The sequence below is a fragment of the Fibrobacter succinogenes genome (assembly GCF_902779965.1).
Taxonomy (GTDB): Bacteria; Fibrobacterota; Fibrobacteria; order Fibrobacterales; family Fibrobacteraceae; genus Fibrobacter; species Fibrobacter succinogenes_F.
This window is the reverse complement of sequence record NZ_CACZDK010000034.1, coordinates 46446-60943: the sequence shown is the minus strand read 5'-3', so window position 1 is coordinate 60943 and position 14498 is coordinate 46446. Positions and strand designations below refer to the sequence as shown.

At 44.7% G+C, this 14498-nt stretch carries 15 protein-coding genes and 1 pseudogene; 9 read left to right on the top strand and 7 right to left on the bottom strand.

Annotation, left to right across the window (positions count from 1 at the left end):
- Positions 1 to 320 precede the first annotated feature (320 nt).
- Positions 321 to 1799: a ketol-acid reductoisomerase gene (ilvC, locus tag HUF13_RS13925; protein ID WP_173475690.1), complete on the bottom strand. Its 1479-nt coding sequence runs from the start codon at positions 1797 to 1799 to the stop codon at positions 321 to 323.
- A 537-nt stretch (positions 1800 to 2336) separates the two neighbouring features.
- On the opposite strand from ilvC, the pseudogene HUF13_RS17430 reads away from it, so the two are divergent.
- The 5 genes and pseudogenes from HUF13_RS17430 to HUF13_RS13905 all read left to right on the top strand — a co-directional run.
- Positions 2337 to 2594 (top strand): annotated as a pseudogene (locus tag HUF13_RS17430) (NYN domain-containing protein); the annotation flags it as partial.
- A gap of 99 nt (positions 2595 to 2693) precedes the next feature.
- On the top strand, positions 2694 to 2906 hold the full coding sequence (locus tag HUF13_RS17425; protein WP_304039207.1) for an OST-HTH/LOTUS domain-containing protein: 213 nt from the start codon (positions 2694 to 2696) through the stop codon (positions 2904 to 2906).
- Between the two features lie 61 nt (positions 2907 to 2967).
- Positions 2968 to 3312, top strand: a complete 345-nt coding sequence (locus HUF13_RS13915; protein ID WP_173475688.1) for a hypothetical protein — start codon at positions 2968 to 2970, stop codon at positions 3310 to 3312.
- Positions 3313 to 3357: 45 nt separating this feature from the next.
- Positions 3358 to 4107: a ribonuclease domain-containing protein gene (locus HUF13_RS13910; protein WP_173475687.1), complete on the top strand. Its 750-nt coding sequence runs from the start codon at positions 3358 to 3360 to the stop codon at positions 4105 to 4107.
- Positions 4108 to 4123: 16 nt separating this feature from the next.
- Positions 4124 to 4456: a hypothetical protein gene (locus tag HUF13_RS13905; RefSeq protein WP_173475686.1), complete on the top strand. Its 333-nt coding sequence runs from the start codon at positions 4124 to 4126 to the stop codon at positions 4454 to 4456.
- A gap of 60 nt (positions 4457 to 4516) precedes the next feature.
- Here HUF13_RS13905 and HUF13_RS13900 read toward each other — a convergent pair whose 3' ends face one another.
- The 3 genes from HUF13_RS13900 to HUF13_RS13890 all read right to left on the bottom strand — a co-directional run bounded on the left by HUF13_RS13900 (position 4517) and on the right by HUF13_RS13890 (position 7391).
- Complete coding sequence (locus HUF13_RS13900; protein WP_304039203.1) at positions 4517 to 5212, bottom strand: fibrobacter succinogenes major paralogous domain-containing protein; 696 nt, start codon at positions 5210 to 5212, stop codon at positions 4517 to 4519.
- A gap of 530 nt (positions 5213 to 5742) precedes the next feature.
- Positions 5743 to 6678, bottom strand: coding sequence for an MBL fold metallo-hydrolase (locus HUF13_RS13895; protein WP_304039201.1), 936 nt, complete (start codon positions 6676 to 6678; stop codon positions 5743 to 5745).
- Positions 6675 to 7391, bottom strand: coding sequence for an SDR family oxidoreductase (locus HUF13_RS13890; protein ID WP_173475684.1), 717 nt, complete (start codon positions 7389 to 7391; stop codon positions 6675 to 6677). Before HUF13_RS13890 ends, HUF13_RS13895 begins: the two co-directional genes overlap by 4 nt.
- A gap of 396 nt (positions 7392 to 7787) precedes the next feature.
- Here HUF13_RS13890 and HUF13_RS13885 point away from each other — a divergent pair, with 396 nt between their 5' ends.
- Both HUF13_RS13885 and HUF13_RS13880 read left to right on the top strand, forming a co-directional pair.
- Complete coding sequence (locus tag HUF13_RS13885) at positions 7788 to 9143, top strand: tetratricopeptide repeat protein (RefSeq protein ID WP_173475683.1); 1356 nt, start codon at positions 7788 to 7790, stop codon at positions 9141 to 9143.
- Positions 9144 to 9179: 36 nt separating this feature from the next.
- Entirely contained in the window at positions 9180 to 9761 is a 582-nt protein-coding gene (locus tag HUF13_RS13880) for a GNAT family N-acetyltransferase (RefSeq protein ID WP_173475682.1), read from the top strand.
- A 237-nt stretch (positions 9762 to 9998) separates the two neighbouring features.
- Here HUF13_RS13880 and HUF13_RS13875 read toward each other — a convergent pair whose 3' ends face one another.
- Entirely contained in the window at positions 9999 to 10706 is a 708-nt protein-coding gene (locus HUF13_RS13875; protein ID WP_173475681.1) for a DUF4230 domain-containing protein, read from the bottom strand.
- Positions 10707 to 10752: 46 nt separating this feature from the next.
- On the bottom strand, positions 10753 to 11739 hold the full coding sequence (locus HUF13_RS13870; RefSeq protein WP_173475680.1) for a guanosine polyphosphate pyrophosphohydrolase: 987 nt from the start codon (positions 11737 to 11739) through the stop codon (positions 10753 to 10755).
- Between the two features lie 168 nt (positions 11740 to 11907).
- On the opposite strand from HUF13_RS13870, the gene HUF13_RS13865 reads away from it, so the two are divergent.
- Both HUF13_RS13865 and HUF13_RS13860 read left to right on the top strand, forming a co-directional pair.
- Positions 11908 to 12147, top strand: coding sequence for a DUF1653 domain-containing protein (locus HUF13_RS13865; protein WP_173475679.1), 240 nt, complete (start codon positions 11908 to 11910; stop codon positions 12145 to 12147).
- A 99-nt stretch (positions 12148 to 12246) separates the two neighbouring features.
- On the top strand, positions 12247 to 12966 hold the full coding sequence (locus HUF13_RS13860; protein ID WP_304039199.1) for a lysoplasmalogenase family protein: 720 nt from the start codon (positions 12247 to 12249) through the stop codon (positions 12964 to 12966).
- On the opposite strand, the gene HUF13_RS13855 is transcribed toward HUF13_RS13860, so the two are convergent.
- Positions 12967 to 14418 carry a family 16 glycosylhydrolase gene (locus tag HUF13_RS13855; RefSeq protein WP_173475677.1) on the bottom strand — a complete coding sequence of 484 codons (1452 nt, stop codon included), beginning with the start codon at positions 14416 to 14418 and terminating at the stop codon, positions 12967 to 12969. It abuts the gene before it with no gap.
- Between the last annotated feature and the right edge of the window lie 80 nt (positions 14419 to 14498).

Below are 14498 nucleotides of genomic sequence, written 5' to 3'. Positions count from 1 at the left end.
CTCTTCTATTCGTAATGGCTTAAGCTCTAATCTCACCCGCATAGCGGGTGGTTGTTAAAGCCGATGCTACGCATCGGCTTCTTACCTAAAGGACTTAATGCAACAAGACCCGCCTTGCGGCGGGCCTTTGCTGTTTTTGAGTTGCTATGTTATAGCGAGATTTGCGAAAGCAATCTAAGCAAGATTAGACAACTTTCTTCCCGCAAGTTTAATCAAGCAGAACGATTTGCGAAAGTTGGATAATCAAGCAAGACAAGGCGCGAGCCCCCGTAGCGTACTATGTCGTACGTGAGGAGGCGAGCAACGCCGTATTGCGCCGATTAGACAACTTTCGTCATGCCAGACATGCGGTCGCGGAGCCAGGCACCGACTTCTTCCACCGGATGCTGACGGATGTTCTTGTTCACCTTGATGAGTTCTTCGTTATCGACAGCGTTGGTATTGCCTTCGTTGAAGATATCGCCAATGTCGCCCTTCTTGACTTCGTTCTTCATGAAGTCTGCGAGGAGAGGAACGCACTTGTTAGCAAACAGGTAGCAGCCGTATTCTGCGGTATCGCTGATGACGCGGTTCATTTCGAACAGCTTCTTACGAGCGATGAGGTTTGCAATGAGCGGTGTTTCGTGGAGGGATTCGTAGTAAGCGCTCATCGGCTTGATGCCCACAGAGCACATGGTTTCGAATGCGAGTTCCACACCGGCCTTGATCATAGCGGTCATGAGAACGCCACGGTCGAAGTATTCCTGTTCGGTGATCTGCTTTTCAGTTGCGGCAACCTTTTCGAATTCGAGTTCGCCGGTTTCACCACGCCACTTGAGGAGGTCCTTGTCGCCAGCTTCCCAGTCCACCATCATCGTGCTGGAGAACTTGCCAGAGATGATGTTGTCCTGATGTTCCTGATAGAGCGGCTTCATGATCTTCTTCATCTTTTCAGCAAGTTCCGTTGCGCGGATCTTGGCCGGGTTGGAGAGACGGTCCATCATGTTCGTGATGCCACCATGCTTGAGGGCTTCGGAAATCGTTTCCCAGCCGTACTGGAGGAGCTTCACAGCGTAAGCCTTGTCGATACCGAATTCCTTCACCATCTTGTCGTAGCAAAGGATCGTACCGGTCTGGAGCATACCGCAAAGGATGGTCTGTTCGCCCATGAGGTCAGACTTCACTTCGGCGACGAAAGAGCTTTCGAGAACGCCCGGACGGTCAGCATGGAGACCAGCGGCGTAAGCCTTGGCATAGTCCCAGCCCTTGCCTTCAGGGTCGTTTTCCGGGTGGACAGCGATAAGGCACGGCATGCCGAAACCACGGAGGTATTCAGAACGAACTTCGGAACCCGGTCCCTTCGGAGCGACCATGATCACAGTAATGTCCTTGCGGATTTCCTGACCTTCTTCGACAATGTTGAAGCCATGGCTGTAAGAGAGAGCTGCGCCCTTCTTCATGAGCTTCATGATAGCCGGGATCACGTTGTGGTGCTGCTTATCCGGTGTGAGGTTGCAAACGAGGTCTGCATCCGGAATCATTTCTTCATAAGTACCGACCTTGAAGCCGTTTTCAGTAGCGTTCTTCCAGGACTGGCGCTTCTGTTCGATGGCTTCCTTGCGGAGCGTGTAGGAAACATCCAAACCGCTATCGCGAAGGTCGAGACCCTGATGGAGACCCTGAGCACCGCAACCGACGAACACAATCTTCTTACCCTTGAGGGCTTCAACACCACGGCTGAATTCAGAATGTTCCATGAAACGGCAGTGGCCAATTTCTTCGAGTTGGCGACGCATAGGGATTGAGTTGAAATAATTCATTTTTTTGAACCTCTGTTAAGTAAAATTGTTTCGAGGTAGAATATAGTAAAGTAGGAAGTAGGAAGTAGGAAGTAGGAAGGAAAAAGTTGATGGAACCTAGACTCGTCATCCTGACCCTGTAAGGGGAAGGATCCAGTAAAAGGATAGGATTGGAGGGGGAAGCCTCCCGCACCACCTAAAGGTGGCCATGTACACTAAGGCCTAAAGGCCAAGTGTCCAAAGGTCGCTGCAGCCTTGCCCAATTGTCATGCCCGCCACCGAGCGGGCACCTCCTTCCATGGCAAGTCTTCCGCTACCACTACTCCTAGGGGCTCCGCCCCCTAAAACCCCGGCTTCATCAGCAAAAAATTTCATTTTTATTCTTCTAAAAATTATCCTATATTCCTTAACATGGATTCAGAAAAGAAAATTTCACTTATTATCGATTGTGATAACGCAAAACCAGACGCAATCTATGGTATCATGGAAGAACTGTCCAAATTCGGAGAAACAAGTATTCGAAAAGCTTACGGCAACTGAAAAGGCAATAATCCTTGGGAAGACGTTTTACACCCCTTTGCAATACAACCAATTCAACAATTTCCATACACAAAAGGGAAAAACGCAACTGATCTTGCTATTACAATAGATGTTATGGAAATTTTATTCACAGAAAGCATTGATATTTTTGCAATTGTAAGTAGCGATTCCGATTTCACCCCACTTGCAATGAAATTAAGGTCAAAATCAAAACAAGTCATTGGATTTGGGGAAGAAAAAACACCGCAACCATTCATAGATGCCTGCAACTCATTTATATATATAGACAAATTTAAAAAACCAACAGACACAGATGCAACAACCAATGATATCAAGCAACAGGATCGCAACAAGCTACGTGGTAATGCCAAAATAATGAATGCAATACGCACGGCAATAAAAGAGGAAGCGGAAGAAGCTGGTTGGGCTGTAGCATCAAAAGTTTCACAGCAAATAAACCGAATAATATCTTTAAGTCCAAAGAACTTTGGCTACTCAAAATGGCAATCCCTAATTCGAGCAACCGACTATTTCGAAGAAAGCAAAAATTCCAAAGGTCAACTAGTATTTCGAATCAAGAACAAATAACAACTCCAAGAAACTACTATCTATTCGCAGCTACTCCGTCCCTCATAGGCGAGAAGGAAAAATGATGGGCAATCCGTTTTCTTTCATAAAAAGTATATTCGGCGGCAACACCAAAAAGCAAGCAATTGATTTAAAAGTTGCACGGACAACAAACCACGACAGTCCCATCTATAGTACAGATTATCTTTGCGATGTGATGAAAAACCTCATCAATCAATTAAAAGAAAGAAACATTCCCATAACAGAATGCAGGATAAGCGACTATCATTTTCATGAATACTACATTCGTGTGAATGCAAATTCAGAAATCATAAAAACGCTACATTTCGAAGGTGCAAAGATTGTTGAAAATTCAATTGTATGCGATTGCCACTGGAGTATAATGGAATTCAAGGAAGAAAGCTAAACATTCTTTGCAACATTAAAAAAAGCCCAACAAAAAGGTTTCCCCATGCCTATCACAAATAAAGCGACAGTCACGCAATGGAACGAAGAAAAAGGATTCGGTTTTGCAACCGCAAACGGAGCAAAGTACTTTGTCCATATTTCAGCTTTAGGGCATCTCGTGAGACCGCCGAAAGTCGGCGACACAATCATCATTTGCAGTTTCGGCAAAAACGAGAAAGGTGCAAAAATTGAAAAAGGAATTCTCGATGGTGTCGCCTCACGAGACGAGCAAGTAACCTCCCCGGTGCGCAAAAATTATCGCAAGGCGAAAAAATCCAAGATTGCCGTGATAGTCGCGATATGCATCGCGTTGGCATTCGCATTCGACATATACGTAGTTTACACACCCCCCGATGATGCCCCCCGCAAGAAAAAAGTCTGCCTATTAAAAGAAAATCCCGCCGAAAAGGAATACACATCAAGACTCCATGTTGCAAAGTACATCTGCGACAATGACCGTCTACCTTCCTATTATGTAACCAAAAGCGAGGGTAAAAAGCTTTACGAACAAAAGACCGGCAAAACATTTGTGAAATGGAATTTCAATCCGCATACAACGCTCGGCGTGATGATCGGCGGCGATTACTTCAACAACCGCGAAGGAAGACTCCCGCCAGCATATTACTACGAAGCCGATGTCGATTACTTCGGAAACAATCGCGGCACAAACCGCCTTGTCTATAGCAGCGGTTGCAACATTTATTACACCACCGACCACTACAAAACATTCAGCAAAATTGTATTCGAGAAGTGACTAGGAAATAGAATAGATGTTTGCAGCAATAAAAAAAATCACGTTAGCCATTGTAGCTGTAACATTAGTCGGTTGCGCTGTCTTTGGCAAGCGGAGCTTCAGCCACGGGAACATTCCCCTATACAAGACGAAGGATTTACAGAATATCGTCTGCTATCTGCAAACAAACGACTCTATTTACTTGGTGAAAAAATCGGACTCCATATCCCTTGTGCGTCCTAAAGAAGAACGTTGCTCGGCAACATGGTGGAACGACTGCAAAAATTGGCTACCATCTTGTCAAGGATGGGTGTCGAACATTTATTTAGATTCCTTGATAAGCCCACCGCCTGATTACAACGCTTATTAGCGCCGAAATTATTCCCTAATCCATTTATCGTTTGAACCGTATAAAATTTTTCAATTCCAATTAGTTCTTTACACAACGAACGCTTAATTCGTTGTTCTTGTGGTCGTATTCCTGGCACGCACGGTCGATGTTGTCGTACAAGACCATGCTGTACACGCCGTAGCTATCTTCCTCAGAAGAACTCCAGAAGTACGCGCGGTAGCCCTCACTGTAGTAACCCTCACCGTGGCGCCAGTAGCCGGCTGGCAAAGCCGAAAACGAGAAATCATCCGTGCCGTTGCCGCTGCGGTTCCAACCGGACGTGGACCTGAGTTTTACGCCTGAGTCCGATAATTTTGAGCCTGCGCCCGAAAAACTGTCGACTGCATTAAACAGGATGTTCCACTCGTCTTTGCTTGGCAGGTGCCAGCCATCGGGGCAAACGCCTCGCACTGGGAACGTCGGCGAACATGTCGTTCCATAGCCGCATCCTTTGCCATTCACACTCCATGTGCCCGCGCTGTCCATCGCCGCAACCCAGGTGTATAGGCGACCGTATTTAGTGCAGTTGCTAGCATCATCGTCGTAGCAGAAGCTGTTTGCCGTTTCATAGTTCAGGTTCTCGACCATCCACCATTGATCACCGATTTTTACAGTCTTATAGATTTGACTATCACGGTCGTCAATCAACTCTCCGTACTCGCATTTATCTTCACTTTCCGTTTTACATCCAATTTTAGAACTCGACGAGTGGTTCTCTTCACTACGGGATGACACTACTGAACTGCTACTCGACGATAACGATTTATCGAAAGAACTGCTCGAAGACACGCTTTCACTAGAAGCAGGCTTAGGAGAAAAAGAACTCCCCTGCTCTTCGGCGCTGCTTAAAGTCGTAGGTTCATTGTTGTCTGCCGATGCAGACGACGAATCATCTCACGCCACCAAAAACGCCACCACACTCACCGCCACAAAAAACTTTTTCATAAGAATTCTTCCCCTCAACGGTTTTAATTTATCCAATGGATAATATAATTATTTCAACTACCCACAATCATTTCACGTAAACAGTCGACAACCATAGGCGACAAAATCAAGCTTTTTGCAAACGGTTGATTGCAACGCCAATAACACGAGGCATTGACTCTCCAAAATGTTCAATTTATATTGCATAGGCAAACATCATAATTACATAGCCTATGCAAGCTAAAAACAAAGTCGAATATCTCGAAATAACGAAAACCGACTGGTTCAAGGAAACGGGCTACAAGAACCTGTTTTGGTAACCGTCTTTCTGTAAAAAGCCGCTACTCCGCGAATCCGGGAGGCGGCAAGTGCATGCCTGCCATCAGGAGTTTGTTATCGCGAGCGTATTGCATAATGCGTTTGCGGCTTGCAGCGGATTTTTCCTTGTCCATGTCATAATTGGAATTGATTTCGGGGTGATTCTTTTGCAATGCATAGCCGTGCATCAAATCGCCAATCACGAGTAAATTAGAAATTTGGAAGGCGGTGTGACCGGGCGTATGCCCGACGGCGTCCATCGCGAGCACTCCATGCGGGAGGCTATCGCCGAACGCGAACAGGTGCAGGCTATCCTTATATAGCGCCATGATGTTCTTTTGCAAATCACTTTTCGGGATATCGTTCATCCAAGCGTCATATTCAACTTTGCCTGCATAAACGGCGGCATTCTTGAAGACTTTCTCCATTTTCCCGGCGTCGCCATTTTTCACAAGGCCTGCGATATGATCCGCATGAAAATGCGTCAAATAAACAAGTCCAATGGAATCCGGCTCCACGTTCAGAGCAGCAAGACGTTTTAAAAGTTGTCCGCCCCACGCACCAAGACCAGCATCAAACAAGATGTACTTACCATCCGTTTTCACCAAGAACGTGCTGACCGAAGCAGGAATCCCCGCCAGCATGTTCAAGCTTTCATAAAGCGAATCGCTTGCATCGCTGAACAGTTCACGAGGCATCAGCTTTTTGCCCTCGTTGTCTTGAATCCAAGTGACCAAGGCTCCGTTCGCAAGAGTAATCGTTTTCGTTCCCTCAACAACAGGAGCCGCAGCATTTACCGCTGCGTTACCCGCAGTTTCTGCGTTCACTGCAGCAACATTTCCAGCAATTTTGGCGCTCGGCGACGCATTCAAAGCAGCATTGTCAGCAGGCGTTTTTGAATCGCTGCAACCGGCAATTGCAACAGCAAGAGCCGCGATAAAAGGAATAAATTTATTCATACTTTCTCCTTGAAATTCCAACCACAATCGTTGTGGTAGATCATCTGGCGGGTCATGCCGCCGTCAATACAGATGTTTTCACCGGTAATGAAGCCGGCCTTGTCGCTTGCAAGGTAAAGCACCATATTCGCGATGTCAAGCGGGTTACCGACGCGGCCCGCAGGCTGTTGCGTTGCATCGGGACCTTCGTAAACCTTAAAATCCGTATCAATCCAGCCCGGCGAAATCGAATTCACACGCATGCGACCAGCAAAACTCACGGCAAGTGCATGCGTGAGAGCCGCAATTCCACCCTTCGCCGCCGTATAGCTTTCTGTTTGCGGTTGGCTCATGCGGTCACGACTCGAAGAAATGTTTATAATGCTTGCACCCTTCGCAAAATGCGGCGCGAAAAGTTTCACAAGGTAGAACGGGGCCGTCACACCGACAGCCAGCGCATAGCTGAATTCCTCATAGCTACATTCGTCTATTCCCTTCATCAGCGGAAGCGCATTATTCACAAGTACATCCACGTGCCCGTATTTCTCGATGACAAACTGCGCAAAATTTTCAAGAACATCCTTCTTCGACAAATCCCCGACAAAGCAAGGATTCTCGCGGATGTCAATGTACGCAACCTTCGCCCCCTCTTTCTCGAATTCACTCACGATGGAAGCACCAATCCCGTGCGCCCCGCCCGTCACCACAACCACTTTATTTTCAAACAATTTCATAAGAGTAAATATACATCCGTCAATGTTCAAATAATGAATTTGACATATTTTAAGAGGTCAAAAGGGGCTAAATTGCCAAAATTTGATACCAAAATTCAATTTTTTCGATAATTGGCAACACTAAACAGGAACAAACTAATTATTTTCAACCATTTTCACACGGAAAAATACTTTTCAATGTTACCAAATCGCAGAAAAAATCCGTTTTGGTAACACATTCACCCCATCCCCAGCCCAAATCACAACATACAAAGTAAAAATCATGTTGCCAATTTTCAATTTTTGCATCTTTTGGCAACACATTTTGCCCCAAAACATACTCGAAACATTCAAAAACGCACTCAAAACGATCAAAAGCGCAATAAATTTCCGCAAAAAAAGTATATTCCTAGTACTATGAATCAAAAAAAGCCTGGAAAAAGAGAAATCAACAAAGCGTTAAGAGAATTAGATAAAAAAGATACTTTATTCAGAAAAAGCGTTTCCAAAAAACACAAGTGGAAACAAATTAGTTATATCAATTGGAAAGTTGAAGCCGGATATTATTTTTATTTGGAACATATCAATTGCTATTGTGAAGCTGCTTTGTACGTCAAGCCCCTTTATATAGACGATTTATGGTGGGATGTTTTTGAAATGCCAAGCAACAAAAAAGACCCCATGCGTTTGAGGGGACTCGGTGGATTTTCGTTTTCATTAGAAGGCGTACAAATACTGAAAACGCCCGATCTATTCGACATTAAAACGAACGGGCATGAATCTGAGTATGAATTAGAAAAAATACAGAAATATTCCGACGAAGATATTGAAAAAATTTGGGACAATATTTTCCGACAATTTGATGATGAGGTTCAACGGTTTCTCAAAGAGAATCCCGACCCTGATTCCTATTTTCCAGGAGAGGAAAATTGCCAAGCCTATTACGCACTTATAACATATTTGCATGCAGGAGACCGACAAAAAGTTTTGGGCAAAATTGCGGAGTTCAGAGCGACTCCAGGCCGAATACGTTCACCGATGAAAAGGTCGTTCGATGACGGCAAATCAAGGGACGGACTTGACTTTATCGAAGCATGGTGCTTGCGAGAACTCGCAGAGCAAGGTGATGTAACGGCGCAATACAAACTCGGGACGGCATATGAAGACGGTTCATGCGTCCCCATAGACAACGAAAAAGCCGTCTTTTGGTATCGCAAAGCGGCGGAACAGGGCGACGGGAATGCTCAAAACGATCTTGGCGTCATGTATCTTTACGGAGAAGGCATCGACCAAGACAAAGTTCAAGCCGTTTCATGGTTCCGAAAAGCAGCCGAGCAAGGGCTTAAAGAAGCTCAATATAATCTTGGCGTACGATACCTTTTTGGAGAAGGTATTTCCCAAGACAAAAAGCAGGCCTTTACCTTGTTTCAAAAGGCCGCGGCACAGGGGTTCGCAGCGGCACAATTCAGGCTCGGAAAGATGTATGATGACGGACGCGTCGTTCCTGAAAACAAAACTGAGGCAGCAAATTGGTACCGCAAAGCCGCCAAACAAGGCGACAAAGAAGCCCAAAACAATCTTGGAGTTTTGTTTCTCAACGGAGAAGGCGTTCCACAAGACAAGTCAGAGGCGGAGTTTTGGTTCCGCAAAGCTGCCGAGCAAGGGGTTGAAGCTGCTCAAAACAATCTCGACTTAATATTACAAGACAACCAAGAAACTCAAGCAAAAGGAATAAAGCATTTTATAAAGCGTTTTAAAAACATCATCAACTAGTGGTTATATTACGAATAAATATTAGGCGATTCACCCATGCTACAAATTACCGAAATAAAAAAAGGCTCACCGTTTTTTCCGCAAGTTCAGGCGTTGTATGAATCGGCGTTCCCGGCAAACGAGCGGATTCCGATGAAGCAATTGCTCGACAACAAAATCAAGCGAGAATTTTGGGCGTTTTTCGATGACGCGCTCTGCGAGAATCACGGCGAAAAAGGCGACAGAGAAATCGCCGCACCCCTCACCTTCTGCGGATTTTCAAATTCCATTTCGTATGGCGACATCACGAACATCGTCTATTTTGCGGTTGTGCAGGAACTGCGCAGTCGCGGGTACGGCTCACAAATTTTACAGGCTATCCGCGAAAAGCATCCAGATTCACGCATTGTCGTCGATATCGAAGTCGAAGAAGATTCCAAAGATGCCGAAGAACTCGAGCGCAGAAACCGCCGCCGCGAATTTTACACCCGCAACGGCTTTAACGCCTCCCCCGTCGATTACTTTTGGCAAGGCGAACACTACCGCTTACTCTCTGCTGGCGGCACCGTCACCGACAAAGAATTCCGCAACTTTTGGAAAGAAATCCTCAAGGACATTCCCGGCGCAAAATATCCGTAGCATTCTGCTTCAAAAAACGTCCGCCCCAGAATACCGTTTTCAGTATCAAGTTCCATAAGCAAGACACTACATAACAGGACACTTCAAAAATCAAATACAAAAAGACAAACATCAACAAGCCAAAAAGTAATTGTTCCATTTTTACCACCTTTTTGACAATATTATACATTTTATCAATGTCAAAAATTGACAAGTCAAAAGAATTGTCAATTTAGTGGTAACGAGCGCAATAAAATTTTATTGCATTTTTATTCGATACCCGTCTTCGGGGCGGATCCATCTATCTACAAACGATTTCTTTTCACTCTCAGGCGATTCAACCAGCTTGATGTTCGAACCGAGATTTAGCCGAATAATTTTCTTTGCACGCTCACTAGCCAAGCGTTTTAATTCGGCGTAATTTTCCTTTTCATATTTCTTTTGCTCGGCAATAAAGAACTGTTTAAAATCTTCGAACTTGATATTATTGAACCAACCGTTCTTTTCCCACAAGACTTGAATACTTTCAAAGTCAATGCTATGGCTTAAAATTTTCGGTTCCGGAAGATGGATAAAAATAGTCCTTGTTGTGGAGTCTACTTCTATTTTAACGTTTTTCAAATCGTAACCCATCTTGACATCGCCCTGGTATATTAAAGCGAACTCCTTGATAGACTTGTTAATCCGCCAATCGGGCATATAGACTAAGAGTTTTTTTGCTTCCTGATAATTAGCCACTTTTCGGTAATGGTGATGGAGTGTCGCTAATTCAGAGATTTCACTAATTTGATTTGATACAAACTCACTTGTAATTTGAGTTTTATGGGAATCGGAAAACTGTAATATTTTCACAACAGCCTTGGTTGCAAAAAACAAGGCACCCACAAGAGCTAGGGCAAGAACAATTATTACAATTCTCTTCTTCGTCAATCTACTTGCAGCCTGTTTCCACGACCGAATATCCATAATCCGACTTTCTCCTTTTCGCTTCTATAAATATCGCAAAAATTTTCTAATCAATCAAGTCGTTTTGGAATCTTGACAGGTGTTCGAACGGTAAAATTTGCCTACCTCTGAAAAGTCCACAGCCATCGTTAATCAGCTGGTTATTAATGGCCTTGAACATATTCACGTCAAGTTTCGAAAGTTCGAGCTCTTGTAATTTAGTCAAACGTTCGTACGCTTCGTCAAAGTAGACACATTCACCGCTCGGGATTTGATCGTGTTTAGAACGTCGAGTCTCTTGCGTTTTTTCATAGCCAAAATGGTTTGCTTCCCCGATTTCTGCGAAATCATCCATATCTTTTGTACGGAGTTGCAATTCTGTATAGCAACGGGCCAAGTTATCATAAAATGTTATATGCAACGATTGATAACCAGAGCTTCGCGGAGTTGCCACCGAGTCATGGTAATACGGCCGAACCGCATCTTTAAGCAAGTCACAAAAACCACCATCGGAATGTCTAGAAATTTCTGGAGTAAAGCCACGCTCCTCAAGAAATTCCGGCATAACGTTTGCAATTTCATACAGATACTTCCGTTCAACTTCACTCCGTTCTTCGCCTTTTTTGATGTGGCAGACCGGCATCGAAATCACGATTCGGTAAGCAATAAGGTCGCGGAAATTCAGTGTACTTTTGATTTCGGCTTCAGACGGAAACACTCCATTTTTCTTATAGTAGTTATAAACAAATTCAATGATGTATCCGTTAAATTTTTCTTCGGCACGAATCAACGACTTTATTCGTCCTTTAAACGTAAATGCCAAGAAGGGATATTCTCTCGTCATAAACTTATAGAACTCTTTGATTCTTTGAGACTGCGAGGTTAAGAAGTCGTTATGCTCCAGCAATTCAATAATCTGTATCAGAAAATTCGAATGCGCAAGGTCAATGCTATTATGCGATTCTTTTGCGCTGTTTCTGAGATCGTTCGAATATTGATGCAAAATTTTCAGCACCGTATTTCCAGAAAACAGGTAATCATTCAAAGAGATCATTTCTCCTCCTAAAGCCAAATATTTTTGAGGCTTACAGGAAGTAATATAACAAAAAGCTTTTGCGCATCCTATTAAAACAAGGTAATTTTCAAAAAAACTAAATTTTATTTCAACGTCCACCTAAGTAATTTACATAAACTGTAAAGAGAATTTTTAGGATACAATTTTATGGAAAACAGAGAACTCAAAATCCACGGCATTTATAAACATTTCAAGAACCGCTACTACATCGTCGAGGGAATTGCAAAGCATTCCGAAACCGAAAAGGATTACGTTGTCTACCGTGCACTTTACGGCGACAATACGGTTTGGCTTCGCGAAAAGTCCATGTTCTTAGGCGAAGTCGATCACGAAAAATATCCAGACGTAAAGCAGAAATACCGCTTTGAACTTGTAGAACTTAAATAAGCTTTTTCATTATACCAAAATTCAACAAATTAATTATATTGCATTAACATGAACAAGAAAACACTTATTAATTTACTTTTAGTTATTATTAGTATCCTCATGATTTCATTTTTCGTGAGGGATTGGCTTGTATTTTACAACTGCGGCGCCGTCGAGCAATGCCTCGTAGAGAGCAGCAATTACCAGAACATCGCCAAATTTGCAGTCACCGCCATCATGACACTTATCGTGTTTTTCATCGGCAAAAATTGCATTTGCAAGCGCGACCGCAACTTTTTGCAGGCTGGTTTTGCGATGGCTTTTTGTGCGGATTTCTGCTTGAAAATCATGCACAATTACGCTCATGTTTTGGAGCACCGCAGCGATTACACTCTGCTCGGGATTTGCTTTTTCATGGTCGTGCAGGCGTTGTTCATTTACCGCCACACGCGCACAAGCGATACCGACAACAGCTCGCCATGGATTCTCTGCATTCCATTTGCAGTCATGTTTATTTTGAACGCCCTTCACCTGTTCCGTATTTTTGAAGGGCCAACAGTTCCGATTATCGCGACTTACGCATCATTCCTGTTCTGTTCGCTCGCCGTTGCCCTCCAAGTCCCGAAGAAGGGATACTTCCCTGCTAAAAACGCTCGCAATATCAAGCGAGGCATGATTCTTTTTGTCTGCTGCGACGTGTGCGTAGGCATTTCTCTTGCCACCGGAGAAGACCACAGCGTTCAAGAAATTGTGGCAACCGTTGCCAACAACTTTGTATGGTATTTCTATACCCCAGCATTGATTTTGCTCGGCCTTAGCGGGTACAAGAGAAAAGAGTAATTACTTTAACAAACGGCCTTTGAAATCGTAGGCGCGAGGTTCCGACTTCGCGCCATTATTATTGCGCGAGGTTCCGTTTTCATCACCGAATTGCACATAAATTCTTCCATTTTCACGATAGACTTTTGCGCCGTAAATATGTGCTTGGGAAGAACTTCGCACACCCGCATGAATCGCCACCGACGAATCCTTCGACGGGATTTTTTCATCGAGTTTGAGCAAACGCCACATCTGATTCCATTCCCAGTCATCGGCCCAGCTCTGGACCACGCGTTCGCCATCCGTCGTTGCACGCAAATACATATTGCTGTGTTGCATCTTCATGCGAACCACATTGCCTTCGTAACCCGACTGTTTTTCCATAGCCACTTTCTGGTGTGCACCGCCGTTCCACTGGTAAAGGCCCATCGTTATACCTGCATCCGTCGATTCATTCGGCGTATCGAGCGAGATATCACCAAAGTTAATGCGATACGTCGTCGAAGAAAGCGGCGTAATCGTCGCTATCGCATTATCACCCCCACAGTCGCCTAACGCAAGTTTCTTTTCAGCAGTTCTCGTCATGCATGTGCCAAAATTCATCGACATGATGCGCACAGTATCGGGCTTTGCGGGCTTCGCTTGCCACACGCGTACCCAATCTGCTTCGAAATAAGCGGGCTTATCCGCCGTGATTTCAATGTCGTCGCCAGCCCAGCCGCCAATCGCCAAATTCACGATGATGTACTGCGCCGAAAGTTGCTTGATTTCGGTCGGGCGGTTGTAACTTGCAAATTTTTTATCGTCGAAATAGAAGCTGAGCGTTGACTCATCCCACTCCACCGCATACGTATGGAAGTCCGCCGAGCGGTCCACATTGTCGTCCTTATGGCCGCCAAAAGAGGCTTCGTGATCCCATGCCGAACCATGACTGTTGAACCAACTCGGGTCGGTGTAATGCAGATAGTAATGATGCTGCTTGCGCGATGCGGGGATTTCCAAAATGTCAATTTCTGGAGGCCAGCCGTCTTGCAAAGTCCAAAATGCAGGCCAGGTTCCCTTTTGTGAGGGCGCCTTGAAGCGGCCTTCGATGTAGCCGTACTTCACCTCGAAATGGCCCTTGGTGTCAATAGCGCCCGAAGTGTAATCGACAGGAATTTCCTTGTTGTTGAATTTAGCCTTCCGGCCTTTGGCATCAGGATGCGTTTTCTTTTCGCCCTTGAGTTTGAGCGTTCCATTGGAGACAATAACGTTCTCCTTGGCGCAATACGCACGGTGGTTATGCGTGGGGCCCCAATTGTAAGTCGAATTCCACTTTTTCGTGTCAAGCGAAGTGCCGTCAAAGTTATCTTCAAAAACGAGATTCCAGCCGCTAAAATTAGACGGCGGAGCCGCAAAGACAAAAGCCGAAGCCAACAACGTTGCAATTACAGATTTCGTTGCAACGCGCGCAATGACGTTTCTTTTTTTCATATCCACTTCCAATCCTAGCCCACAGCCTTAAAATTTTAGGCCAAATAACACATCCCAACACCAGCAAGCAAAAACGCCGC